The organism is Vibrio sp. B183 (genome assembly GCF_000740665.1).
In the GTDB taxonomy this organism is placed as follows: Bacteria; Pseudomonadota; Gammaproteobacteria; order Enterobacterales; family Vibrionaceae; genus Vibrio; species Vibrio coralliilyticus.
Genome location: NZ_JPQB01000034.1, coordinates 1 through 18,621, shown reverse-complemented (window position 1 = coordinate 18,621; position 18,621 = coordinate 1). Strand labels below are relative to the sequence as shown.

Annotated in this window: 14 protein-coding genes, 1 rRNA gene and 1 other annotated feature; of the genes, 6 read left to right on the top strand and 9 right to left on the bottom strand. The window is 45.7% G+C overall.

All coding sequences use genetic code 11. The annotated features are described in order from the left end of the window. Positions 1-7: 7 nt before the first annotated feature. Together IX95_RS24500 and ettA are read right to left on the bottom strand one after the other, a co-directional pair. Positions 8-379 carry a PilZ domain-containing protein gene (locus IX95_RS24500; protein ID WP_006957680.1) on the bottom strand — a complete coding sequence of 124 codons (372 nt, stop codon included), beginning with the start codon at positions 377-379 and terminating at the stop codon, positions 8-10. 168 nt (positions 380-547) lie between these two features. After that, positions 548-2,215: an energy-dependent translational throttle protein EttA gene (gene ettA / locus IX95_RS24495; RefSeq protein WP_038164731.1), complete on the bottom strand. Its 1,668-nt coding sequence runs from the start codon at positions 2,213-2,215 to the stop codon at positions 548-550. A 259-nt stretch (positions 2,216-2,474) separates the two neighbouring features. Here ettA and sltY point away from each other — a divergent pair, with 259 nt between their 5' ends. Both sltY and trpR read left to right on the top strand, forming a co-directional pair. Next, a complete protein-coding gene (sltY, locus tag IX95_RS24490) occupies positions 2,475-4,430 on the top strand; it encodes a murein transglycosylase (protein WP_038164729.1) in 1,956 nt (651 codons plus the stop codon). 29 nt (positions 4,431-4,459) lie between these two features. Next, positions 4,460-4,756 (top strand): trp operon repressor, encoded by a 297-nt coding sequence (trpR, locus tag IX95_RS24485; RefSeq protein WP_038164727.1) that lies wholly within the window; start codon positions 4,460-4,462, stop codon positions 4,754-4,756. A gap of 292 nt (positions 4,757-5,048) precedes the next feature. Here trpR and yjjX read toward each other — a convergent pair whose 3' ends face one another. From yjjX to IX95_RS24450, 7 genes are all read right to left on the bottom strand, one after another. Continuing rightward, positions 5,049-5,582: an inosine/xanthosine triphosphatase gene (yjjX, locus tag IX95_RS24480; RefSeq protein WP_006957672.1), complete on the bottom strand. Its 534-nt coding sequence runs from the start codon at positions 5,580-5,582 to the stop codon at positions 5,049-5,051. Next, positions 5,548-7,893, bottom strand: coding sequence for a putative bifunctional diguanylate cyclase/phosphodiesterase (locus IX95_RS24475; RefSeq protein ID WP_021458316.1), 2,346 nt, complete (start codon positions 7,891-7,893; stop codon positions 5,548-5,550). Before IX95_RS24475 ends, yjjX begins: the two co-directional genes overlap by 35 nt. Continuing rightward, on the bottom strand, positions 7,877-8,920 hold the full coding sequence (locus IX95_RS24470) for a polyamine ABC transporter substrate-binding protein (RefSeq protein ID WP_038164725.1): 1,044 nt from the start codon (positions 8,918-8,920) through the stop codon (positions 7,877-7,879). Before IX95_RS24470 ends, IX95_RS24475 begins: the two co-directional genes overlap by 17 nt. 166 nt (positions 8,921-9,086) lie before the next feature. Next, positions 9,087-10,265 (bottom strand): prephenate dehydratase, encoded by a 1,179-nt coding sequence (gene pheA / locus IX95_RS24465; RefSeq protein ID WP_006957666.1) that lies wholly within the window; start codon positions 10,263-10,265, stop codon positions 9,087-9,089. Positions 10,266-10,278: 13 nt separating this feature from the next. Further along, positions 10,279-10,400 (bottom strand) — a sequence feature (Phe leader region). Between the two features lie 129 nt (positions 10,401-10,529). After that, positions 10,530-10,859, bottom strand: a complete 330-nt coding sequence (gene hpf / locus IX95_RS24460; protein ID WP_006957664.1) for a ribosome hibernation-promoting factor, HPF/YfiA family — start codon at positions 10,857-10,859, stop codon at positions 10,530-10,532. 344 nt (positions 10,860-11,203) lie between these two features. Beyond that, entirely contained in the window at positions 11,204-12,646 is a 1,443-nt protein-coding gene (locus tag IX95_RS24455; protein ID WP_038164722.1) for a lytic transglycosylase F, read from the bottom strand. Between the two features lie 113 nt (positions 12,647-12,759). Continuing rightward, positions 12,760-13,485, bottom strand: coding sequence for an outer membrane protein assembly factor BamD (locus IX95_RS24450; RefSeq protein WP_006957661.1), 726 nt, complete (start codon positions 13,483-13,485; stop codon positions 12,760-12,762). Between the two features lie 130 nt (positions 13,486-13,615). Here IX95_RS24450 and rluD point away from each other — a divergent pair, with 130 nt between their 5' ends. The 4 genes from rluD to IX95_RS26720 all read left to right on the top strand — a co-directional run. Further along, positions 13,616-14,593 carry a 23S rRNA pseudouridine(1911/1915/1917) synthase RluD gene (gene rluD, locus IX95_RS24445; RefSeq protein WP_038164719.1) on the top strand — a complete coding sequence of 326 codons (978 nt, stop codon included), beginning with the start codon at positions 13,616-13,618 and terminating at the stop codon, positions 14,591-14,593. 1 nt (position 14,594) lies between these two features. Further along, a complete protein-coding gene (gene pgeF / locus IX95_RS24440) occupies positions 14,595-15,323 on the top strand; it encodes a peptidoglycan editing factor PgeF (RefSeq protein WP_038164717.1) in 729 nt (242 codons plus the stop codon). Between the two features lie 112 nt (positions 15,324-15,435). Next, positions 15,436-18,009: an ATP-dependent chaperone ClpB gene (gene clpB / locus IX95_RS24435; RefSeq protein WP_038164714.1), complete on the top strand. Its 2,574-nt coding sequence runs from the start codon at positions 15,436-15,438 to the stop codon at positions 18,007-18,009. 478 nt (positions 18,010-18,487) lie between these two features. Beyond that, positions 18,488-18,621, top strand: a 16S ribosomal RNA gene (locus IX95_RS26720); the annotation flags it as partial.

The following is an 18,621-nucleotide window of genomic DNA, read 5'->3' as shown; positions in this document are numbered from 1 at the left end:
TGCTTAGTTAGGTGTATTCACCTAAATCTGACAGGTGCTCAATGTCTCTGTGTAGGAGTTCATCGTCACCGACATTCAATTCAATTAACCGCTTCAGATGTCCGATACTTTCAATGTCAATATGATCAATACTCAGACGGATCACATTGTTATTGAGGCCCACAATTTTGCCGACCAGCTCAATCGTGATATCGCTGTCTTGAAGCGAAAACTCTACATCTACCATACTGTCGACATCAAGCGAGTCTGCGTCATCTGACGTCAGCAGCAGTCCATGCAGGGATAAATCACACAAAGAGGATTTCACCACTTTGTTTTCTTGAGATAGCAACGCTTGTGTCTGGTAAACAATGCGCGAAAAGCGACGGCGTTCGATCATAGTTGTCTCTCTTAATGGTATCCAGTAAGGCTATCAAATCAGAAGTGACTGCTATACGCGTCGGTTCGCATTATTGATTCAAAACACGGTAACAACCATAATTATTGTGAACCAATATACAATAAAGGCCGCTAATATTAGCGGCCTTTGCACAAATTTCAAGCAAGATTACTTAGTAATACGCTTGTATTTGATTCGGTGCGGTTCCGCTGCTTCCGGACCTAAGGTCTTCTTCAGCCACTCCATATACTCAGTATAGTTACCTTCGTAGAAGTTCACCTGACCTTCATCACGGTAGTCGATGATGTGCGTTGCGATACGGTCTAGGAACCAACGGTCGTGCGAGATAACCATGGCACAACCAGGGAACTCCAGTAGTGCTTCTTCTAGTGCACGCAACGTTTCAACATCAAGGTCGTTGGTTGGTTCATCGAGTAGCAGTACGTTGCCGCCAGCTTTAAGCAGTTTAGCAAGGTGCACACGGTTGCGTTCACCACCTGATAGTTCACCGATGATCTTTTGCTGGTCTGAGCCTTTGAAGTTAAAGCGAGAACAGTATGCACGTGCAGGAATTTCAAAGTTGTTGATCTTGATGATATCTGCGCCTTCAGAGATTTCCTGGAAGACAGTCTTGCTGTCATCCATGCTGTCACGGAACTGGTCGACAGACGCCAGTTTGACCGTATCACCCATCTCAATGGAGCCCGAATCTGGCTGTTCTGTGCCACTCAGCATCTTGAAGAGGGTAGATTTACCTGCACCGTTGGCACCAATGATACCGACGATGGCACCTTTTGGCATACTGAATGAAAGATCATCAATAAGAACACGGCCGTCGAACGATTTAGTCAGGTTATTCACTTCAATAACCTTATCGCCTAGACGCTCACCTGGCGGGATGAACAGCTCGTTAGTCTCATTACGTTTCTGGTGATCACCGCTTTGAAGCTCTTCAAAACGTGCCATACGTGCTTTTGATTTTGCCTGACGACCTTTTGGATTCTGGCGAACCCATTCCAGTTCTTTCTCAATGGTTTTCTGACGAGCTTTTTCCTGAGATGCTTCTTGTTGTAGACGTGCATCTTTTTGCTCTAGCCATGAGGTGTAGTTACCTTGCCATGGGATACCTTCACCACGGTCTAGTTCTAGAATCCAGCCTGCTGCATTGTCTAGGAAGTAACGGTCGTGCGTGATAGCAACGACAGTACCGGTATAGTCAACCAAGAATCGTTCTAGCCAAGCGACTGATTCTGCATCCAAGTGGTTGGTTGGTTCGTCGAGAAGCAACATATCTGGCTTCTCAAGTAGCAGACGACAGATAGCCACACGGCGACGCTCACCACCAGACAGGTGCTCGATCTTTTGATCCCACTCAGGAAGACGTAGTGCATCCGCCGCACGCTCAAGCGCGTTATCTAGATTGTGGCCGTCTTTGGCTTGAATCAAAGCTTCCAGTTCGCCTTGCTCTTTTGCGAGCGCATCGAAATCAGCATCTGGTTCTGCGTACGCAGCATATACTTCGTCAAGACGCTTCATTGCACCCGCAACATCGGATACCGCTTCTTCAACGATTTCACGTACGGTCTTAGACTCGTCTAATACAGGCTCCTGCGGTAGGTAACCGACATTCAGACCTGGTTGTGGACGAGCTTCACCATCGATATCAGTGTCAATACCCGCCATGATACGAAGTAGGGTCGATTTACCTGCACCGTTCAGACCAAGAACACCGATCTTGGCACCAGGGAAAAAGCTTAGCGAGATGTCTTTCAGAATTTGACGCTTAGGTGGCACGATTTTGCTCACCCGCGACATGGTATATACGTATTCAGCCATTGCCGATCGTTCCTAAAATTTCAATTCACGTAGAGAGGCATTTTATACCAAGATGGGGGGCTTTGTTACCTTCGAAATGAGGATGATGAGGAACTAATTAGTGTTATTGATGGATAAGTGAACAATTCATTTATAGCGATGCCACTTATGTCACAGTTGTGTGAATTTATTATTATTTACATCTATACGCTTTACATGGCTGCTTACAATAAGCATAAATTAATAACCACACTAATTATTCTCAACAGGACGAGAATTTATGATGCTGACGTTTTCAAAGTCGCTGCATCGCATTCCTTCATCGATTCTGACCTGGGTCTCGATGGTTTGCAGCGCAAGCTTAGCCACTTCAGCAATGGCGAGTGATCTCCAGCAACAACGGAAAATTTATGACCAGGCGCAAGAATACCTCGACAATAATCAGGTAACTCAATATCAAAAAATCCGTAATAAAATCAAAGATTACCCTCTAACACCTTATACGGATTACCGTGCTTTTTTAGTTGATATCGGGCAACACTCACCGGCGGAAGTAGAAGCGTTTATTGATACTTATAGTACGTTGCCATTTTCAGCTCGCATTCGAGCTCCATATATCGACAGTCTTGCCAGACAAAAACAATGGCAAAAGCTGACAGAATTTCAGACCGTAGAACCACGCGGTGAAACGTATCAATGTCACTACTACCATGCGCTTTATCGAACAGGTCATAAGGACCAAGCTTTTGAAGGCGCAGAGAAACTTTGGCACTCTGGGCAGAGTATTGCTGATGCTTGTGACCCGCTGTTTGAGGTTTGGGACAAAGCGGGATTAAGAACCGATCAGCAAATTCTTGAGCGTATGCTGCTAGCGTTTGAAGCACGTAATGGCTCGCTAATGAACTACCTCAAAAAGCAGCTCAACTCTGATAAAGCACGTAAGCAAGCCTCTGATATGAAGGCGTTGTTTAATCGACCAGAAAATGTCGTTAACTTTGCTCGCCAGCACAGCGATAGTGATTTCAACCATTCTCAGACAGGGCTGGCGTTGAAAAAGCTGGCGCGAAAAGACGTTAGAATGGCGCAGCAAGCATTTGACCAGGCCACCTCTGCACAAAAAATGCCTAAAGAAGAGGCGCAGAAGCTGGCTGACTATATAGCCTTCCGGCTGATCAACACAGATTCCGAGGCGCTGGCGCAATGGCGCGATAAAAAGATAGAAACGTCCAGTAATAATGATTTGATTGAGCGCAGAGTTCGCTTGGCGATTCAAGAAGCAGACTGGCGTGGTGTGGAAGATTGGATTGGACACTTGCCAGAGAAAAAGCAGCAAAGCTTGCGCTGGCAATATTGGTTAGGACGCAGTGAAGTCGCATTGGGGGATATCACCAAAGGCAGCCAGCGTCTTGAAAATCTGGTTGGTCAGCGAAACTTCTATAGCGTTGCAGCAGCGAAAGAGATCAAGCGATCGATCAATTACCCAGTCTCCACCATTTCTTTTGAGCAGCAAGCGGTCAAACCGTTTATGACAGCCTTAGTGCGCATCGAAGAGCTGATTGAACGGGATAAAATTGCCGCAGCGAAAAGCGAATGGCGTTGGTTGCTCAATCGAGCCAATGCTGAACAAAAAGAGATGCTAGCGGCGTACGCCTCTTATAAAGATTGGTCTCATTTGACCGTTACGGCGAGTATCAAAGCCAAAATGTGGGACAACCTAGAGCTGCGTTTCCCGGTGGCTCATCGCTGGTGGTTTAACTTCTATGGCGAAAAGCACAGCATTGATCCAATCACTCTGATGTCATTGGCGAGACAAGAGAGTGGTTTGGATGTTGAAGCGCGTTCTCCTGTTGGTGCGCGCGGTATCATGCAAATTATGCCATCAACGGCTAAGTACACTGCGCGTAAATATCAGCTGTCGTATCGCAGTAGCAATGACTTATATGAGGTTGGCAAAAACATAGAGATAGGCAGCCACTACCTGAAAGGCTTACTCGAGCGATACGATAATAATCGAATTTTCGCGCTTGCTGCGTATAATGCTGGACCACACCGAGTGAAAACCTGGCGTGAACGTACCCAAGGCAAACTGGATGCTTACGCATTTATTGAAGCCATTCCATTTAAGGAAACCCGTGGTTATGTGCAGAACATTCTGATGTTTGAAACATACTACCGTAACCTGTTGGGGGTCGATGGGGCGTTTCTCAATCAGAATGAGATTGATACCAGATACTAGTTTTATGACGTCCTAGGCAGCGAGAGCAAATGGCAACACAACCTGAGTACACCGACTGGCAACAGATCTTAGATTTGATTAAAACGAGCAGCGAATCCGACCAACACGAGATGTTGCTGACCATGCTGCTCACACCCGATGAGCGCGAATCTTTAATCGCAAGGGTCAATATATGTCGCGAATTGCTTAAAGGTGAATTGTCTCAGCGCCAAATCAGTCAGATGCTAGGGGTAGGTGTCGCCACCATTACTCGCGGCTCCAATGAGCTGAAGTCGAAGAGCGAATCAGAAAAGGCTGAAATCTCAGCCTTACTTGAACCCAAATAAAGGTGCCATCGGCACCTTTGTTTTTATTAGGGTCTGTTGACCTTTTGAGCTGATTTTTGCAGCAGTTTGTGGGTTCTTTATACAAGGCAGAGGATTTGAAACGTAGTTGCCCTACCTGATAAGCCGATAACGCAGTAGAAAGGAACCACAAACGCTGCCCAGAGGGTTCGGCTAAAAGCGTTTTACTCTTTGTTGAGAGGTGTTTTGCTTAGGTCACTAGGCGACAAACCTCTCGCCGCGACTAAAACGCTTTTATCTCGAACAAAATTTAACCGCAAAAGGTCAACAGACCCTAGAGATTAGCGGGGAAGTGCTCTGGATTGGTAAATGGAATTAATGCCAATATCAACGCCTGATGATACACACTGCTACGCGTCAACTGGTCTTGCGTCAGTAGGCTAATGGCGCCACCTTTCTGTTTAATGTTGTCAGTGCCAAACACTTCGTCCATTACATCACCCAGCTCATTAGCCTTAGCCAGTTTTTCAATCACAACCGGTGGTAGCATCAAGCTAGCAGAGCGAGACTCACCACGATGTGTTTCTGACTCAATCACCATCCAAGCAAAGGTCACATTACCTTCAATACCAGCCTCGAGGCCAACATAATAGTCGCCATTGGGTTGAGACATTTTAGCGTTGCGGACTCGGTTGAGCGCACCTGTGTGCGTTTCTTCATTGCTCATTGGTTGATCGGCCACTTCACTAGCGACACTCACACCGACAAACTCGAACGTTTGTGAGTCGAAAGCTGCCTGAAATGCGCTTTTGACCGCGTTAATTTTGGCTGGGTTAAGCGAAGCGACAATAACTTTCTTCACCGACATGCTGGTTTCCTTGTGTGGATGAGTCGAGGAATTTCAGCTCAGACAATGAAACCGGAGGGGAAAGGAAATAACCTTGCATGTAGTCACACTGATTCTCCGCCAGCCATTGATGCATTTCCTGTGATTCAATGCCTTCAGCAGTCACTATCATTGACTGTGAATGACACAAATCCACCAGTGGCTTCACCACCTTCTGATTATTGGTTTTGATCAGAGCGGTAAGAAATTCACGGTCGAGCTTAATTTTCTGTACCGGGTATTCTACAAGCTGAGTGATAGATGTATAGCCGGAACCAAAATCATCAATCGCTAACTTAAAGCCCATCAATGACAGTTCATGTAGCAGAGAGTAGCTCTGGGAGTCTGTGGCAAAAGTTTCTGTGATTTCAAAATCCACCAAGCCGGGAATTACGTGATATTGATTGGCGGCGTGCTGTATGTCTCGCGCCAGTTGCAAGGAGTCCAGCTCTGCAGAAGAGAGATTGATTGACAGTTGAATCGGATGATCAAAACAGTTTTGCAGGGCGACAAAGTCTTTAAACGCCTGAAGTATGACCCAGCGATCAATCTTACCAAATAACCCCGTTTTCTCTGAGATAGGGATAAACTCGCCCGGATTGACCTTGCCCATTTTGGGTGACTCCCAACGCAATAGAGCCTCCACGCCGACAATGGTCTTACCCGAGCGATCAAAGTAAGGCTGATACATCAAATGGAACTCATCGTCGAACTCGCCATTTCTCAAGGCGCGCTCAATCTGAGTTCGGCGACGAACAATCTGATCCAGCTCTTCTGAATAACGTGCGACCTGGTTTTTCCCTGCACGTTTGGCCTGATACATCGCAGTGTCCGCATTAGACAGCAGTTTGGCTAAATCCTGCCCGTCTTGAGGGTAGCTCGCCACGCCGATACTGGCGGTAATCGGAAAGCTGCCTAGCGGTGAACTCTGAGGGTTTTGAATCGGTTCTAAAACCGCTTGGGCCACCTTGTCTGGGTAATTGTTGTCGTGTGCGGAAGCTATGAAAATAGCAAACTCGTCACCAGACAACCTTGAAGCGATGCACTTCACGCCATAAGACAGTTCATACTGATGACAGATTTCACGAATATGGTCGGCAAAGTTCACCAGCAACGAATCACCCAAATGATGCCCGTATTTGTCATTAACGTACTTAAAGTTGTCCAAGTCGATATACAGAATCCAAGCGTGGGTGTGGAGCAGTTTGTTGGCAATTGTACGCTCGACATAGACTTGAAACTGGTAGCGATTGGCCAGTTGTGTCAGGTGGTCGTTCTCCGCCATTGCTTTGGTTTTCTGGTAACTTGAATTGAGCTCTTTGTACATATCATAAAAACGAACCGACAAACGGCCGATTTCATCGTCGCTGCTGAGCCGTTCAATGTTATGGCGCTTACGTTGTTCGACTTCTTGAAGTTGGTGTTCAAGACGGGTAATTGGACTGATGACGCGGCGATGGAGCAGAAACAGTAGGATCAGGATCGTTGCCGCAGTGGAGGCGCCAAAGAACAACAGCAGCCTTTGTTCGATCTTATGGAGCTTTTCGGCCAGCAGATATTGCGCAGGATCCAACACCGCATAGAGGCTGGGCTTGAGCTCGACCGACTGAGTTAACCCTGATTTTATGATTGGTTGGTCAGCGAAAAATATGCTGCTGTCATTATCAAATTCGATGATGTGTTTTAGTTGGTCAAACTTATCCAAAGACAGATAAACAACGATAAAAAATACCTGATCGGTATTGTAACTAAGCGGAGAAATCAGCGTATTGGTATCAAGGACATCGTAGCGTACTAAAATGCTCTGCCCTTGGTGGTTTTGCGTGAAACCGGTGTAGGACGTGTTACCCGTGCGGCGGTATGTTCGATCCACAAAGCGGAACACATTCTGGTCCAGTTTAGAAAAAGGATCGGACTGATTATCTGCATAGAACTGCGGGGCGCGATTATGATTTAGAATCGCGACGGCAATATCGTTCTGCTTGTTGGCCTGCAGATTCTCTATCGTTGTCTGTAGGTTATCGATCAGCTCCATCTCCCGATATGGGTTGTCCTGCTGACCAAAGTAATGACGGATAATGTCACTCTTGGTTAAGGTGAGGGAATAGCTGTTCAGCAGTGCCACTGATTGGCGAAAGTGACCTGCGAGCTTTTCCATCGTTAACTGGAGATAACTGTTTTCGCGTTTAATTAACGCATCTTTTTGGTTGTTGTATATGCCGTAGCTAGAAAACGCAGCACTGATTAGGATGACTGGGGAAACTAGCAACAGAACTCTAGTACTGAGCTTCATGACGTTTCAGAATGCGATTTATTATTTTTGCTCGTAAGCTGATATTTGATGCCGAGAGTTCGCTATCTACGCGCCCTTGCTCGACTCGCTGTTGTTCTGGAAACAATGATGCATCATCTAGATACCAATCCGGCATCTGTTTTAATGCCGTTAAGTTTGGCGTTGCAGCTTTGATGTCTGTTGCATTTGTTGCAGCAATAGTGGGATCCATAAGGTACTCAAGGAAGGCTTTAGCCTTCTCCTTATTGATTGAATGGCTACTGACGGCCAAACAGTCAACCCACAAAAACAACTCACCTTCAGGAACGATGAAATCCCACTGATTACCAGTGTAGTAGCGATTTAATGAGTATTGGTCACCACTGTAAGCCAGAGCCATTGCCAGCTTTGCAGCATTTCTATTACTACGGATGTAGCTGAGAATGTATTCGTAGGTGAGGACTTTATCGCTGAAAGATTGCAATTCGGGGTAGGCTTGCTGGAAGAGCGATTCTTGTTCTTCTGTTGGAGAGATCCCCAAGCTGTAAAATACTGGTAGAAAGCTTTCGACGCTGTCATTGATCATGCCAATCCGCCCCTCTAGAGCCTTCGGTGGATGGACAAATTCTTGCCAGCTTGTTGGAGGTGTTTTCACTATGTCTTTTCGATAAGCTATTCCCACTGTTCCCCAAAAGTAAGGAACAGCGTATTTTCCACAGGCTTGAAGCCATTTGTCGTCGTTATGATGACGATTTTTCAGTTGGGTAAGATCTTCAAACGATCCCAAACGTCCATATATTTGAGCCGAAACATTATCTAAAACCACGAGATCAAAAGGTAGCTGAATACCTTTCATCATCAACAGGCTACGTTCATCATCATTATCAAAATGGGACAGCTTAAGCGGTGTGCCTGTGCTCGATTGCCAGCTTTCGATGACATTCGGTGAGAGCGTATCCTCCCACATGTAGACGTTGAGTGGAGAGTTTGCGTGAGTAGAAAAACTGGGCACGGAAAGTGCGGCGGTAAGTAGAAATAGTGATCTCATATCAGCTAGGAAGTGGCCTTCTGACCCATGAATGGATAACGCCTATCAGAGTGATATGTTGAAAGGACTGACACACACCTAATATGCAACTAAGAAGCGGAATATTAGGTTCATTTATGAATAGTGTCAGTCCTTGTAAGTAATTTATTTGATCTGCATTGTTTAATTACTGAAGTTTCACTGTCGTTGGCTTGACATTCTCACTTGGGTAACAACCCAAAACTTTTAAATGTTTAGTCAGTTGCGTTAGCTCATTCAGGGCTTGCTGCATCTCTTCGGATTCAAGGTGAGATTCAAGATCAACATAAAACATCTCTTCCCAAGGGTTCCCCATAATTGGACGTGACTCCAATTTGTTCATGTTGATTCCGTACTTTTGTAGTACCAGTAAGGTCGCGACCAATGAACCGGCGTCTTGGGAGGTTGACATGATGAGTGTCGTTTTTGCTGGGATCTGGCTGGAAACTTCGACAGGTTTACGTGCCACTATAATGAAACGGGTGTGATTCTCCGTTTGGTTGGCAATGTTACCTTGGATCGGTTGTAGGCCATAGAGCTTGCCACTCGAAGCATTACCAATAGCGGCAACATCGCTGCGGCCCATTTCTTTAACCTTCTGCATCGCATCAGCTGTGCTAGCACAAGACTCCAACGTGACACCTTTCATTCGGCTCAGGAACTCACTGCATTGTTGATGAGGCTGTGGGTGTGAGTAGAGTGTTTTTATCTCTTCTAAACGAATGTCTGATGTTGCAACTAGGCAATGTTCAATCGGCAGGGTCATTTCACCAACGATATACAGCGTTGTATGTTGCAGCAGGTCGTAAACTTCATTAATGGAACCAGAACTGGTGTTTTCAATCGGCAGTACGCCATAATCGGCATGACCAGATTCAACCGTCTGTGTCACTTCTTTGAAGTGCTCACAATTGAGCTCGATTAGTTCTGTATTTTTACGGCTGAAATACTCACGGCTAGCAAGATGGGAGTATGAGCCTTTAGAGCCAAGAAAAGCTACACGAGCCAGCGGCTTACGGCTCAATTCAGGATTGGCTAGATTCTGCAGGTAAGATTGTTGCAGTAAAACGGAGTCTTCAATGATGGTGTGGAACAGCTTGGTAATGTACTGAGCATCAAGTTCGTACTTGTCACGACCTGCGTTGATCAGTTTCACCAACAGCTGCTGTTCTCGGCTTGCGTCACGAACCGGTTTGGATGTCTGAACTTTACTCTTAGCCACCTCAATGCTCATCTTTCTTCGTTCAGATAAGAGCTTCAACAGTTCGTCATCCAGCTCATTTAAACGTAAGCGAATTTCATCGAGTGAGTATTTTTGTTCGGTCATCCTGCATTCCTTCATAAAAAAAGCCTCCCGTTTGGGAGGCTTCCTGTTCGTTTTTGACTTTTCTTTCGAAAACGAGAGAGCCTCCAAGCTTAGTGGAGAAAAAAGAAGTCAAAAAAGAACAGGTTGTTGTGAGTCATAAATTATTACTTTTGTTGTGATGCTGCCAACACAATAAGCAACCGCTTAGTGAGCGTCAAGCAAAAAAATAGCGCCTTTCGGCGCTATTTTTTAAATCCTCCGTAACTCATCAATATGAGTTAACAATTATTCGCTTTCTATCTCTTCAAGCTCTGGTTTCTCTGCGCGTCGTGCTTCAGGCTTGTGACGAAGTTTGTTGAGCTGACGTTCCAGTTTTTGTTCTACCTCATTGATAGCAACGTACAGATCTTCGTTGGTTGCAGACGCAACAAGCTGGCCTTTAGGGACGGTAATGACAGCTTCAAATTTCTTCTGTTTATTCGGCTCCTCACTGAAGCTTGCCTGACATCCGATGATGTCTACTTGCCATTTTTCCAGCTTTTTAAATTTGCTCTCGATATGAGCTCGGATTGCAGAGGTGGTTTCGATGTTTTTACCAGTGATGTTTACTTTCATAGATGTTTTCCTCTGTAGCATCCCTTATGGGTTAACTTCAGATTACTCGCCTAAGCTTAAAATAATGTGACTCAAGTCACCTTTTTGTTGGTGTGTTTTTAGATTGAAATTAAACGTGATCTATCTCAAATACTTGGTTTGTTTGACGCTGAAAAAGCTTGTGCCCCAAAAAAATATCGCTAGATTGGAGAAGGTAACATACTAAAAATCATCCGCTTTTTAGGGCTCTAATTCGACCTGATAAAAATGGCTGGTTAATTGTTGCTCAACTACCAACGTGACTCTCTTCGCATTCTCTTCTGTAGTTTCCCGAACCTCTTCTTGATGTACTTTCCCGGTCAGCGCTACTGATCGATATTAGGAACGAAGAGATCTGGTGTGCCTGCATTACTAGATTGGTGTTGACGCTGCTCTTTTAGGGCATTGAGCTGCTTGTAAATGACAAAATAGCGATTGATGTTGGATACATAGTGAACCGGTTCACGGCCAATATTCCGTCTTGCCATGATCTCCACATGCCGGAACCATCGATTGGGATCATATCCATTTTGCTTGGCCAAACTGCGCATCTTACGAATATTGGCAGGCCCAGCGTTGTATGCTGCCAAGGAAAAATAAACCTGATTATCGGGCGTGATGTCATCATCACTAAAATAGCGATCTTTGAGAAAGCGCATGTATTTCACGCCAGCATGGATATTGTTATCAACTTGATAGATGTCGGGAATGGCGACATTAGGATCCCTAGCAGTGCTGGGTAATACCTGCATGACGCCTACTGCGCCTTTGTGTGACACCTTGCTCTGATCTAAACCGGACTCCTGAAATCCTTGGGCTGAGATCATCAATGGGTCAAAGTCATATTGTTCGGAGTAGTTGGCGAAGATGCCTGATAACGAGTCTAGGCGAGTAATATGATCAGGGTTTAGAATACGTTTCAGCCAGCCTGTTTTATCAAGATATTTGCCGTAAATGACGTTACCTAACAAGGTGCCTGAACGGGTTTTCTTTAGATATTGGTTAACGAACGACTGTAAATCGGGGCTATTTTTGCGCATCGCCCAAGCAATCTTGCCATCAACTCTGAGAGGAGCTTGGTCGTGCACCTCAATGTTTTCCATTACCTTCAGCCAAAGCTCAGTTTTGTGGCTGTCCAAAACCGTGGCATCGATGTGGCCTTGATTAACCAATTCAATAATTTCAATATCTTGTAGCGTTTCTTCTACAAAGCGAATGGTGACGGGTTGCAAGTCATGCTCATCGAGCATTTGATTGACTTTTTGTAAGCTTTCGAAGTAACTGGAGCTGGCTCGAACCCAAATCTCTTTACCACTGAGTTGCGTCAAGTCAGTAATTGGTGGGGTGGTACTACGAGTGACGAGCAGCTCACTGACGCCTTGTAAAACTGGAATGCTAAAATCGATATGTTTTGAGCGATAGGAAGTGATAGTAAGGTTTGCAACGATCAGATCGCCATAACCTTTTTCTAATGAAGGTAGTAACTCGTCTCTTTGTACCGGAATAATCTGCAGATTGAAGTAAGAGGAACGTTGTCTGAGTTCTTTCTCAAAGTGATACAGCAGCTCAGCAAGAATGCCTTTAGGTTTGCCCCCTTCAATATAATAAAAGCCGAGATCGGCAGAAACCAATACACGTATAGCCCCTTTCTTTTCAAGCTCAGTCAGGTCGCCAAAGTAAGGATCTTTTTGTAATGGTGACAAAGAAAGCGCTGCCGCTTGATGGGAGATGGCGGCGAATAAAACCAGAATTAAGACAACTCGACTCATGAAGTACCCTCGATAGATCATCTATTAAAGGTAGTTCTTAACAAGTCACTCAGCAAAATAGGCAATAAAAAACCGCCTCAGTGTGGAGGCGGTTTTCTTTAACTTCTAAGTAGTTACTGAGGGTTTAGCTCGATAAGTTGCCTGGTGCGCTTAGCGGCATCTTCTAGCCCAAGTTTTTCATAGGCTTCTAGTTGGATCTCGAGTGACTTACGAGCCGCTTCTGTATCCGGGTAAGTCTTTTGCAACTCTTGTGTTCGGTTAATGGCGGCGATCCAAGCTTCACGACGCAGGTAGAAGTCTGCCGTTGCCAGATCGTATTCCGCTAAACGATTTTTCAGGGCAAACATACGTTTTTGAGCGTCTTCTGCATAAGGGCTATTTGGATAACGTTCTAGCAGCTTTTTGAAATCAGCAAAGGCTTTTTTCACTGGTTCAGGGTCTCGATCACTACGGTCAACATTAAATAGATCGTGCATAAAGTTACGATCCTGTGCCATGTGAGTTAGACCACGCATGTACAAAACCCAATCAAGTTTTTCGTGAGTTGGATTGAGACGAGAAAAACGCTCAATCGTCGCAAGACCAAGCGCTAAATCGTCATTTTTGTAGTAGGCATAAATTAGATCCAACTGAACCTGCTCGGAGTATGCGCCAAACGGGTAGCGAGAATCCAGCGCTTCCAGTTTGTCGATGGCTGTTAACCAGTTGCCACTTTGCAGCGATATCTGTGCTTCTGAGTAGAGTTCCGATGGCGGTATATCCGGGACGATTTCTTCGCTGCTAGAACAGCCAACCAAAACGGATAATGCCAATAAGCCAGATAAAGTATGCTTTTTCATGTCAGGATTCGATTCCTTGAGATAAATATTTCTTGCGCTTCCGTTACTTTCTTGCCGGTAGCAGATACAATGGAGCGATATTCTTCCACACTAGTGACAATTAGTCTCACAGTTTTTAAAAAAGTTCGATATGGCTCAGCAGATTGAATTAACGCATACAGTAAAAGATAGTCAATTAGGTCAACGTCTTGACCAGGCGATCGCAGAATTATTCGCCGACTTTTCCCGCTCTCGCCTGAAAGAATGGTTGGTCGACGGCAAAGTTCAGGTCAATGGTGAGGTGGTTACCAAACCCCGCACGAAAGTGATGGGCGGTGAAATCATTACGCTACAGGCCGAACTGGAAGACGAAGAGCGCTGGGAAGCGCAAGATATCCCATTGGATATCGTTTATGAAGATGACGATATTATGGTTATCAATAAGCCAAGAGATTTTGTTGTTCACCCAGGTGCCGGTACTCCGGATGGGACGGTCTTAAATGCTCTGCTGCATCATTACCCTGATATTGCCGAAGTGCCTCGAGCGGGTATTGTTCACCGTCTTGATAAGGACACTACAGGTTTGATGGTGGTAGCGAAAACAGTACCAGCACAGACTCGTCTCGTTCGAGCACTGCAAAAGCGTAACATTACTCGTGAGTATGAAGCGATTGCGATTGGCCGTATGACTGCGGGCGGACGAGTGGAGCAGCCGATTGGCCGTCACTCAACGAAGCGTACTTTGATGGCGGTTAGCCCAATGGGTAAGCCAGCGGTTACGCACTATCGAGTCGCAGAACATTTCCGTGAGCACACCCGTATTCGCTTACGTCTTGAAACTGGGCGAACTCACCAGATCCGAGTGCACATGTCTTACCTTCAGCATCCATTGCTGGGTGATTCTGCTTATGGTGGTCGCGCGCGAATTCCTTCGGGTGCTTCAGAAGAACTGGCGGAAATGATCCGTAAGTTTGATCGTCAAGCGCTCCATGCTGTGATGCTAAAGTTTGATCATCCGGTGACCGGAGAAGAGTTGGAGTTCCACGCGCCAGTACCAGATGACATGGTCGAAATGGCCGAAGCGCTTCGCCAAGATACGCAACAACACGGATTAGAAGACGAATTTTAAGATGGATATGATCATCCCTAACTGGCCTGCGCCGAGCAATGTGAAAGCTTTTGCCTCGACTCGACAGCAAGGCTTTTCTACTGGTGTTTATCAAGGGTTAAACCTTGGCGCTCATGTTGGGGATGAACTTGCGATTGTTGAAAAGAACCGCCAATGGTTAACACAGCAATCCCAAATGCCGACAGCTCCAATCTGGCTTAACCAGACACACTCTACGCTTGTATTGGAAGCTGACAAACCAACACAAAATGTGCTGGATGCTGACGGCCTCTTTACCCAACAGGCAGGCGTAGTGTGTTCTGCTATGACCGCTGATTGCTTACCCGTTTTGTTGACGAATACTGCTGGTACGCAAGTGGCTGCGGTTCATGCAGGCTGGCGTGGTTTGGCTGATGGGATTGTTGAAAATGCTGTTTCGAAATTTGACGGGCAGGTGATGGCCTGGATTGGTCCGGCAATCGGTGCTTCGGCGTTTGAGGTCGGTCAAGACGTACTGGATTCATTTGTCTCGTTCGACTCTGCGGCTAAAAAGGCATTTGTGCCACGCGAGAAGCCGGGGAAATGGCTGGCAGATATGAGCATGCTTGTTACTCAACGCTTGAATAAAGTGGGTGTGACTGACGTTTATTACAGCGAACTGTGTACTTATCTCGATCAGGAGCGCTTCTTTTCTTATCGCCGAGATGGTTCCACTGGAAGGCAAGCAACATTTATCTGGCTGGAAAAGTAACTCTCAGAATTGCTAAGGAAACTTAGTTCTCTCCCCTTGAAAATCGATTCTTGCGTATCCATCTCTCATACTGACTATAAGAGTATTCTCCGTTAAGGTTAGGAAGGTAGGTATGCGTCTCGACAGATTCACAAGCAAATTTCAAATCGCGATATCTGACGCACAATCGCTCGCGCTGGGGCGCGATCACCAATACATCGAACCAGTGCACTTAATGGTCGCGCTGATGGATCAGAATGGCAGCCCTATTAGGCCATTGCTGACCATGCTTGATGTCGATGTTACCCATTTACGCTCTAAGCTGAGTGAAATCCTTGATCGTTTACCCAAAGTAAGCGGTATCGGCGGGGATGTTCAGTTATCCAGTGCGATGGGCACGCTTTTCAATTTGTGTGACAAAGTCGCGCAAAAGCGTCAGGACGCCTACATTTCCTCAGAAGTTTTCCTTCTTGCTGCCATTGAAGATCGCGGACCACTCGGTGAGCTTTTAAAAGAGTTAGGTTTAACCGAAGCTAAGTTGAGTGATGCCATTGATAAGGTGCGCGGTGGGCAAAAAGTTAATGATCAGAATGCTGAAGACCTACGCCAAGCTTTGGAAAAGTTCACCATCGATCTAACCGAACGAGCTGAGCAAGGTAAATTAGACCCGGTCATCGGCCGTGATGACGAGATTCGCCGCACGATTCAAGTACTGCAACGTCGAACCAAAAACAACCCAGTGATTATCGGTGAACCGGGTGTCGGTAAAACCGCGATTGTTGAAGGGTTGGCACAGCGCATCATCAATAATGAAGTTCCGGAAGGTCTACGTAACAAGCGAGTTCTGTCGCTCGATATGGGCGCTTTAGTTGCTGGCGCGAAATACCGTGGTGAATTTGAAGAGCGTTTGAAGTCAGTTCTTAATGAGCTGTCTAAAGAAGAGGGCAATGTCATCCTCTTTATTGACGAGATTCATACCATGGTTGGAGCTGGTAAAGGTGAAGGCTCTATGGATGCCGGTAATATGCTCAAACCTGCATTAGCACGTGGAGAGCTTCACTGTGTTGGTGCCACTACATTAGATGAGTATCGCCAATATATTGAAAAAGATCCGGCATTAGAGCGTCGTTTCCAAAAAGTGCTGGTGGATGAGCCTTCGGTTGAAGATACAGTGGCGATTTTACGTGGACTGAAAGAGCGCTACGAGCTGCATCACCATGTAGAGATTACCGATCCTGCGATTGTCGCTGCAGCGAGTTTATCTCATCGTTACGTTTCTGATCGTCAATTGCCTGATAAAGCGATTGACTTGATTGATGAGGCGGCATCAAGCATCCGCATGCAGATCGACTCCAAACCTGAATCACTCGACAAGCTGGAGCGTAAAATTATCCAGCTTAAAATTGAACAGCAGGCGTTGACCAATGAACATGATGAAGCAAGTGAGAAGCGCTTAAGTAATCTCAATGAAGAATTGGAAGACAGAGAACGCGCATTTGCCGAGCTTGAAGAAGTGTGGAATGCAGAAAAAGCGGCGTTATCGGGGACGCAACATATCAAGAGCGAATTAGAGCAGGCTCGAATGGATATGGAGTTTGCTCGTCGAGCAGGTGATCTCAATCGTATGTCTGAGCTTCAATATGGCCGTATCCCTGAGCTGGAGAAGCAACTGGATCTTGCGACGCAAGCTGAGATGCAGGAAATGACCTTGTTGCGTAACAAAGTCACAGACAACGAGATTGCTGACGTATTGTCGAAGCAGACTGGTATTCCTGTCTCCAAAATGTTGGAAGCGGAAAAAGAAAAACTTCTGCGTATGGAAGAGGTATTACACGCGCGTGTTATTGGCCAAAGCGAAGCCGTAGAAGTGGTTTCAAATGCTATTCGCCGCAGCAGAGCTGGGTTGTCGGATCCAAATAAACCGATAGGCTCCTTCTTATTCTTAGGCCCGACAGGTGTGGGTAAAACAGAATTATGCAAAACGCTGGCAAGCTTTATGTTCGACAGTGAAGATGCCATGGTTCGAATTGATATGTCGGAGTTTATGGAGAAACACTCGGTAGCTCGCCTAGTGGGCGCGCCTCCTGGATATGTTGGTTATGAAGAAGGTGGTTACCTGACGGAAGCCGTACGCAGAAAACCTTATTCAGTGATTCTGTTAGATGAAGTTGAAAAAGCGCATCCAGATGTGTTCAATATTTTATTGCAAGTGCTTGACGATGGCCGTTTAACGGATGGCCAAGGTCGCACCGTCGATTTCCGCAATACGGTTGTCATCATGACATCCAACTTAGGCTCGGCGAGAATCCAGGAAAACTTTGGTTCTTTGGATTATCAAGGCATGAAAGAACAGGTAATGGAAGTCGTCAACAAACATTTCCGCCCAGAATTTCTGAATCGTGTCGATGAGAGTGTTGTTTTCCATCCACTTGGTCAGGAGCACATCAAGTCGATAGCATCTATTCAATTGCAGAGACTATCCAAACGTATGGAAGAAAGGGGTTATGCGTTAGAGGTTTCAGATAAAGCGCTGGATCTTATTGCCCAAGTTGGCTTTGATCCGGTATATGGTGCTCGACCTCTGAAAAGGGCAATTCAGCAAAATGTTGAAAACCCACTGGCTAAAGCAATACTGGCTGGGAAAGTCGTGCCAGATAAACCAGTTAAGCTACTGGTCAGTAAAGATCAGATTATTGCCCATCAATGATGAGGCGTATAGAAAGGGCTCTTGGGAGCCCTTTTTGCTTTCATTTACGCCGCTTTGATTAAATTGCGAGCGAACGAAGTAAAAACTACAAGTTTTTTCAATTTCCCCCTTGTACTGTCGAGTGAACTCCCTATAATGCGCCCTCGTTGTCACGGGATACTAAACAAATCTCGCCGATGATAAGACGGCTTGAAGTTAATCATTTAACTTTAAGAGAAATAACAAAAAAAGTGTTTGACACTATGAGTTATCTCGCTAAAATGGCCGTCCGTTTTGAGCAAAGCTTAAAGCACAGCTCTTTAACAATATAAACCTATCAATCTGTGTGGGCACTCGTTGATGATAATCCAATTAGAAGCTTCGGCTTCAAATTAGGTTTCAATGATACGAAGTGACCATTGAATCTTCGGATTCAGCACAGTCAATTCAAACATTACTTTATGTAATGTTCAGTATTCATTGAGCCGAACAAAATCTTAAATTGAAGAGTTTGATCATGGCTCAGATTGAACGCTGGCGGCAGGCCTAACACATGCAAGTCGAGCGGAAACGAGTTGTCTGAACCTTCGGGGAACGATAACGGCGTCGAGCGGCGGACGGGTGAGTAATGAC

Bases quoted from the DNA above. Each gene is read 5' to 3' on its own strand.
- IX95_RS24500 (WP_006957680.1), bottom strand. From the start codon at position 379: ATGATCGAACGCCGTCGCTTTTCGCGCATTGTTTACCAGACACAAGCG.
- ettA (WP_038164731.1), bottom strand. From the start codon at position 2,215: ATGGCTGAATACGTATATACCATGTCGCGGGTGAGCAAAATCGTGCCA.
- sltY (WP_038164729.1), top strand. From the start codon at position 2,475: ATGATGCTGACGTTTTCAAAGTCGCTGCATCGCATTCCTTCATCGATT.
- trpR (WP_038164727.1), top strand. From the start codon at position 4,460: ATGGCAACACAACCTGAGTACACCGACTGGCAACAGATCTTAGATTTG.
- yjjX (WP_006957672.1), bottom strand. From the start codon at position 5,582: ATGTCGGTGAAGAAAGTTATTGTCGCTTCGCTTAACCCAGCCAAAATT.
- IX95_RS24475 (WP_021458316.1), bottom strand. From the start codon at position 7,893: ATGAAGCTCAGTACTAGAGTTCTGTTGCTAGTTTCCCCAGTCATCCTA.
- IX95_RS24470 (WP_038164725.1), bottom strand. From the start codon at position 8,920: ATGAGATCACTATTTCTACTTACCGCCGCACTTTCCGTGCCCAGTTTT.
- pheA (WP_006957666.1), bottom strand. From the start codon at position 10,265: ATGACCGAACAAAAATACTCACTCGATGAAATTCGCTTACGTTTAAAT.
- hpf (WP_006957664.1), bottom strand. From the start codon at position 10,859: ATGAAAGTAAACATCACTGGTAAAAACATCGAAACCACCTCTGCAATC.
- IX95_RS24455 (WP_038164722.1), bottom strand. From the start codon at position 12,646: ATGAGTCGAGTTGTCTTAATTCTGGTTTTATTCGCCGCCATCTCCCAT.
- IX95_RS24450 (WP_006957661.1), bottom strand. From the start codon at position 13,485: ATGAAAAAGCATACTTTATCTGGCTTATTGGCATTATCCGTTTTGGTT.
- rluD (WP_038164719.1), top strand. From the start codon at position 13,616: ATGGCTCAGCAGATTGAATTAACGCATACAGTAAAAGATAGTCAATTA.
- pgeF (WP_038164717.1), top strand. From the start codon at position 14,595: ATGGATATGATCATCCCTAACTGGCCTGCGCCGAGCAATGTGAAAGCT.
- clpB (WP_038164714.1), top strand. From the start codon at position 15,436: ATGCGTCTCGACAGATTCACAAGCAAATTTCAAATCGCGATATCTGAC.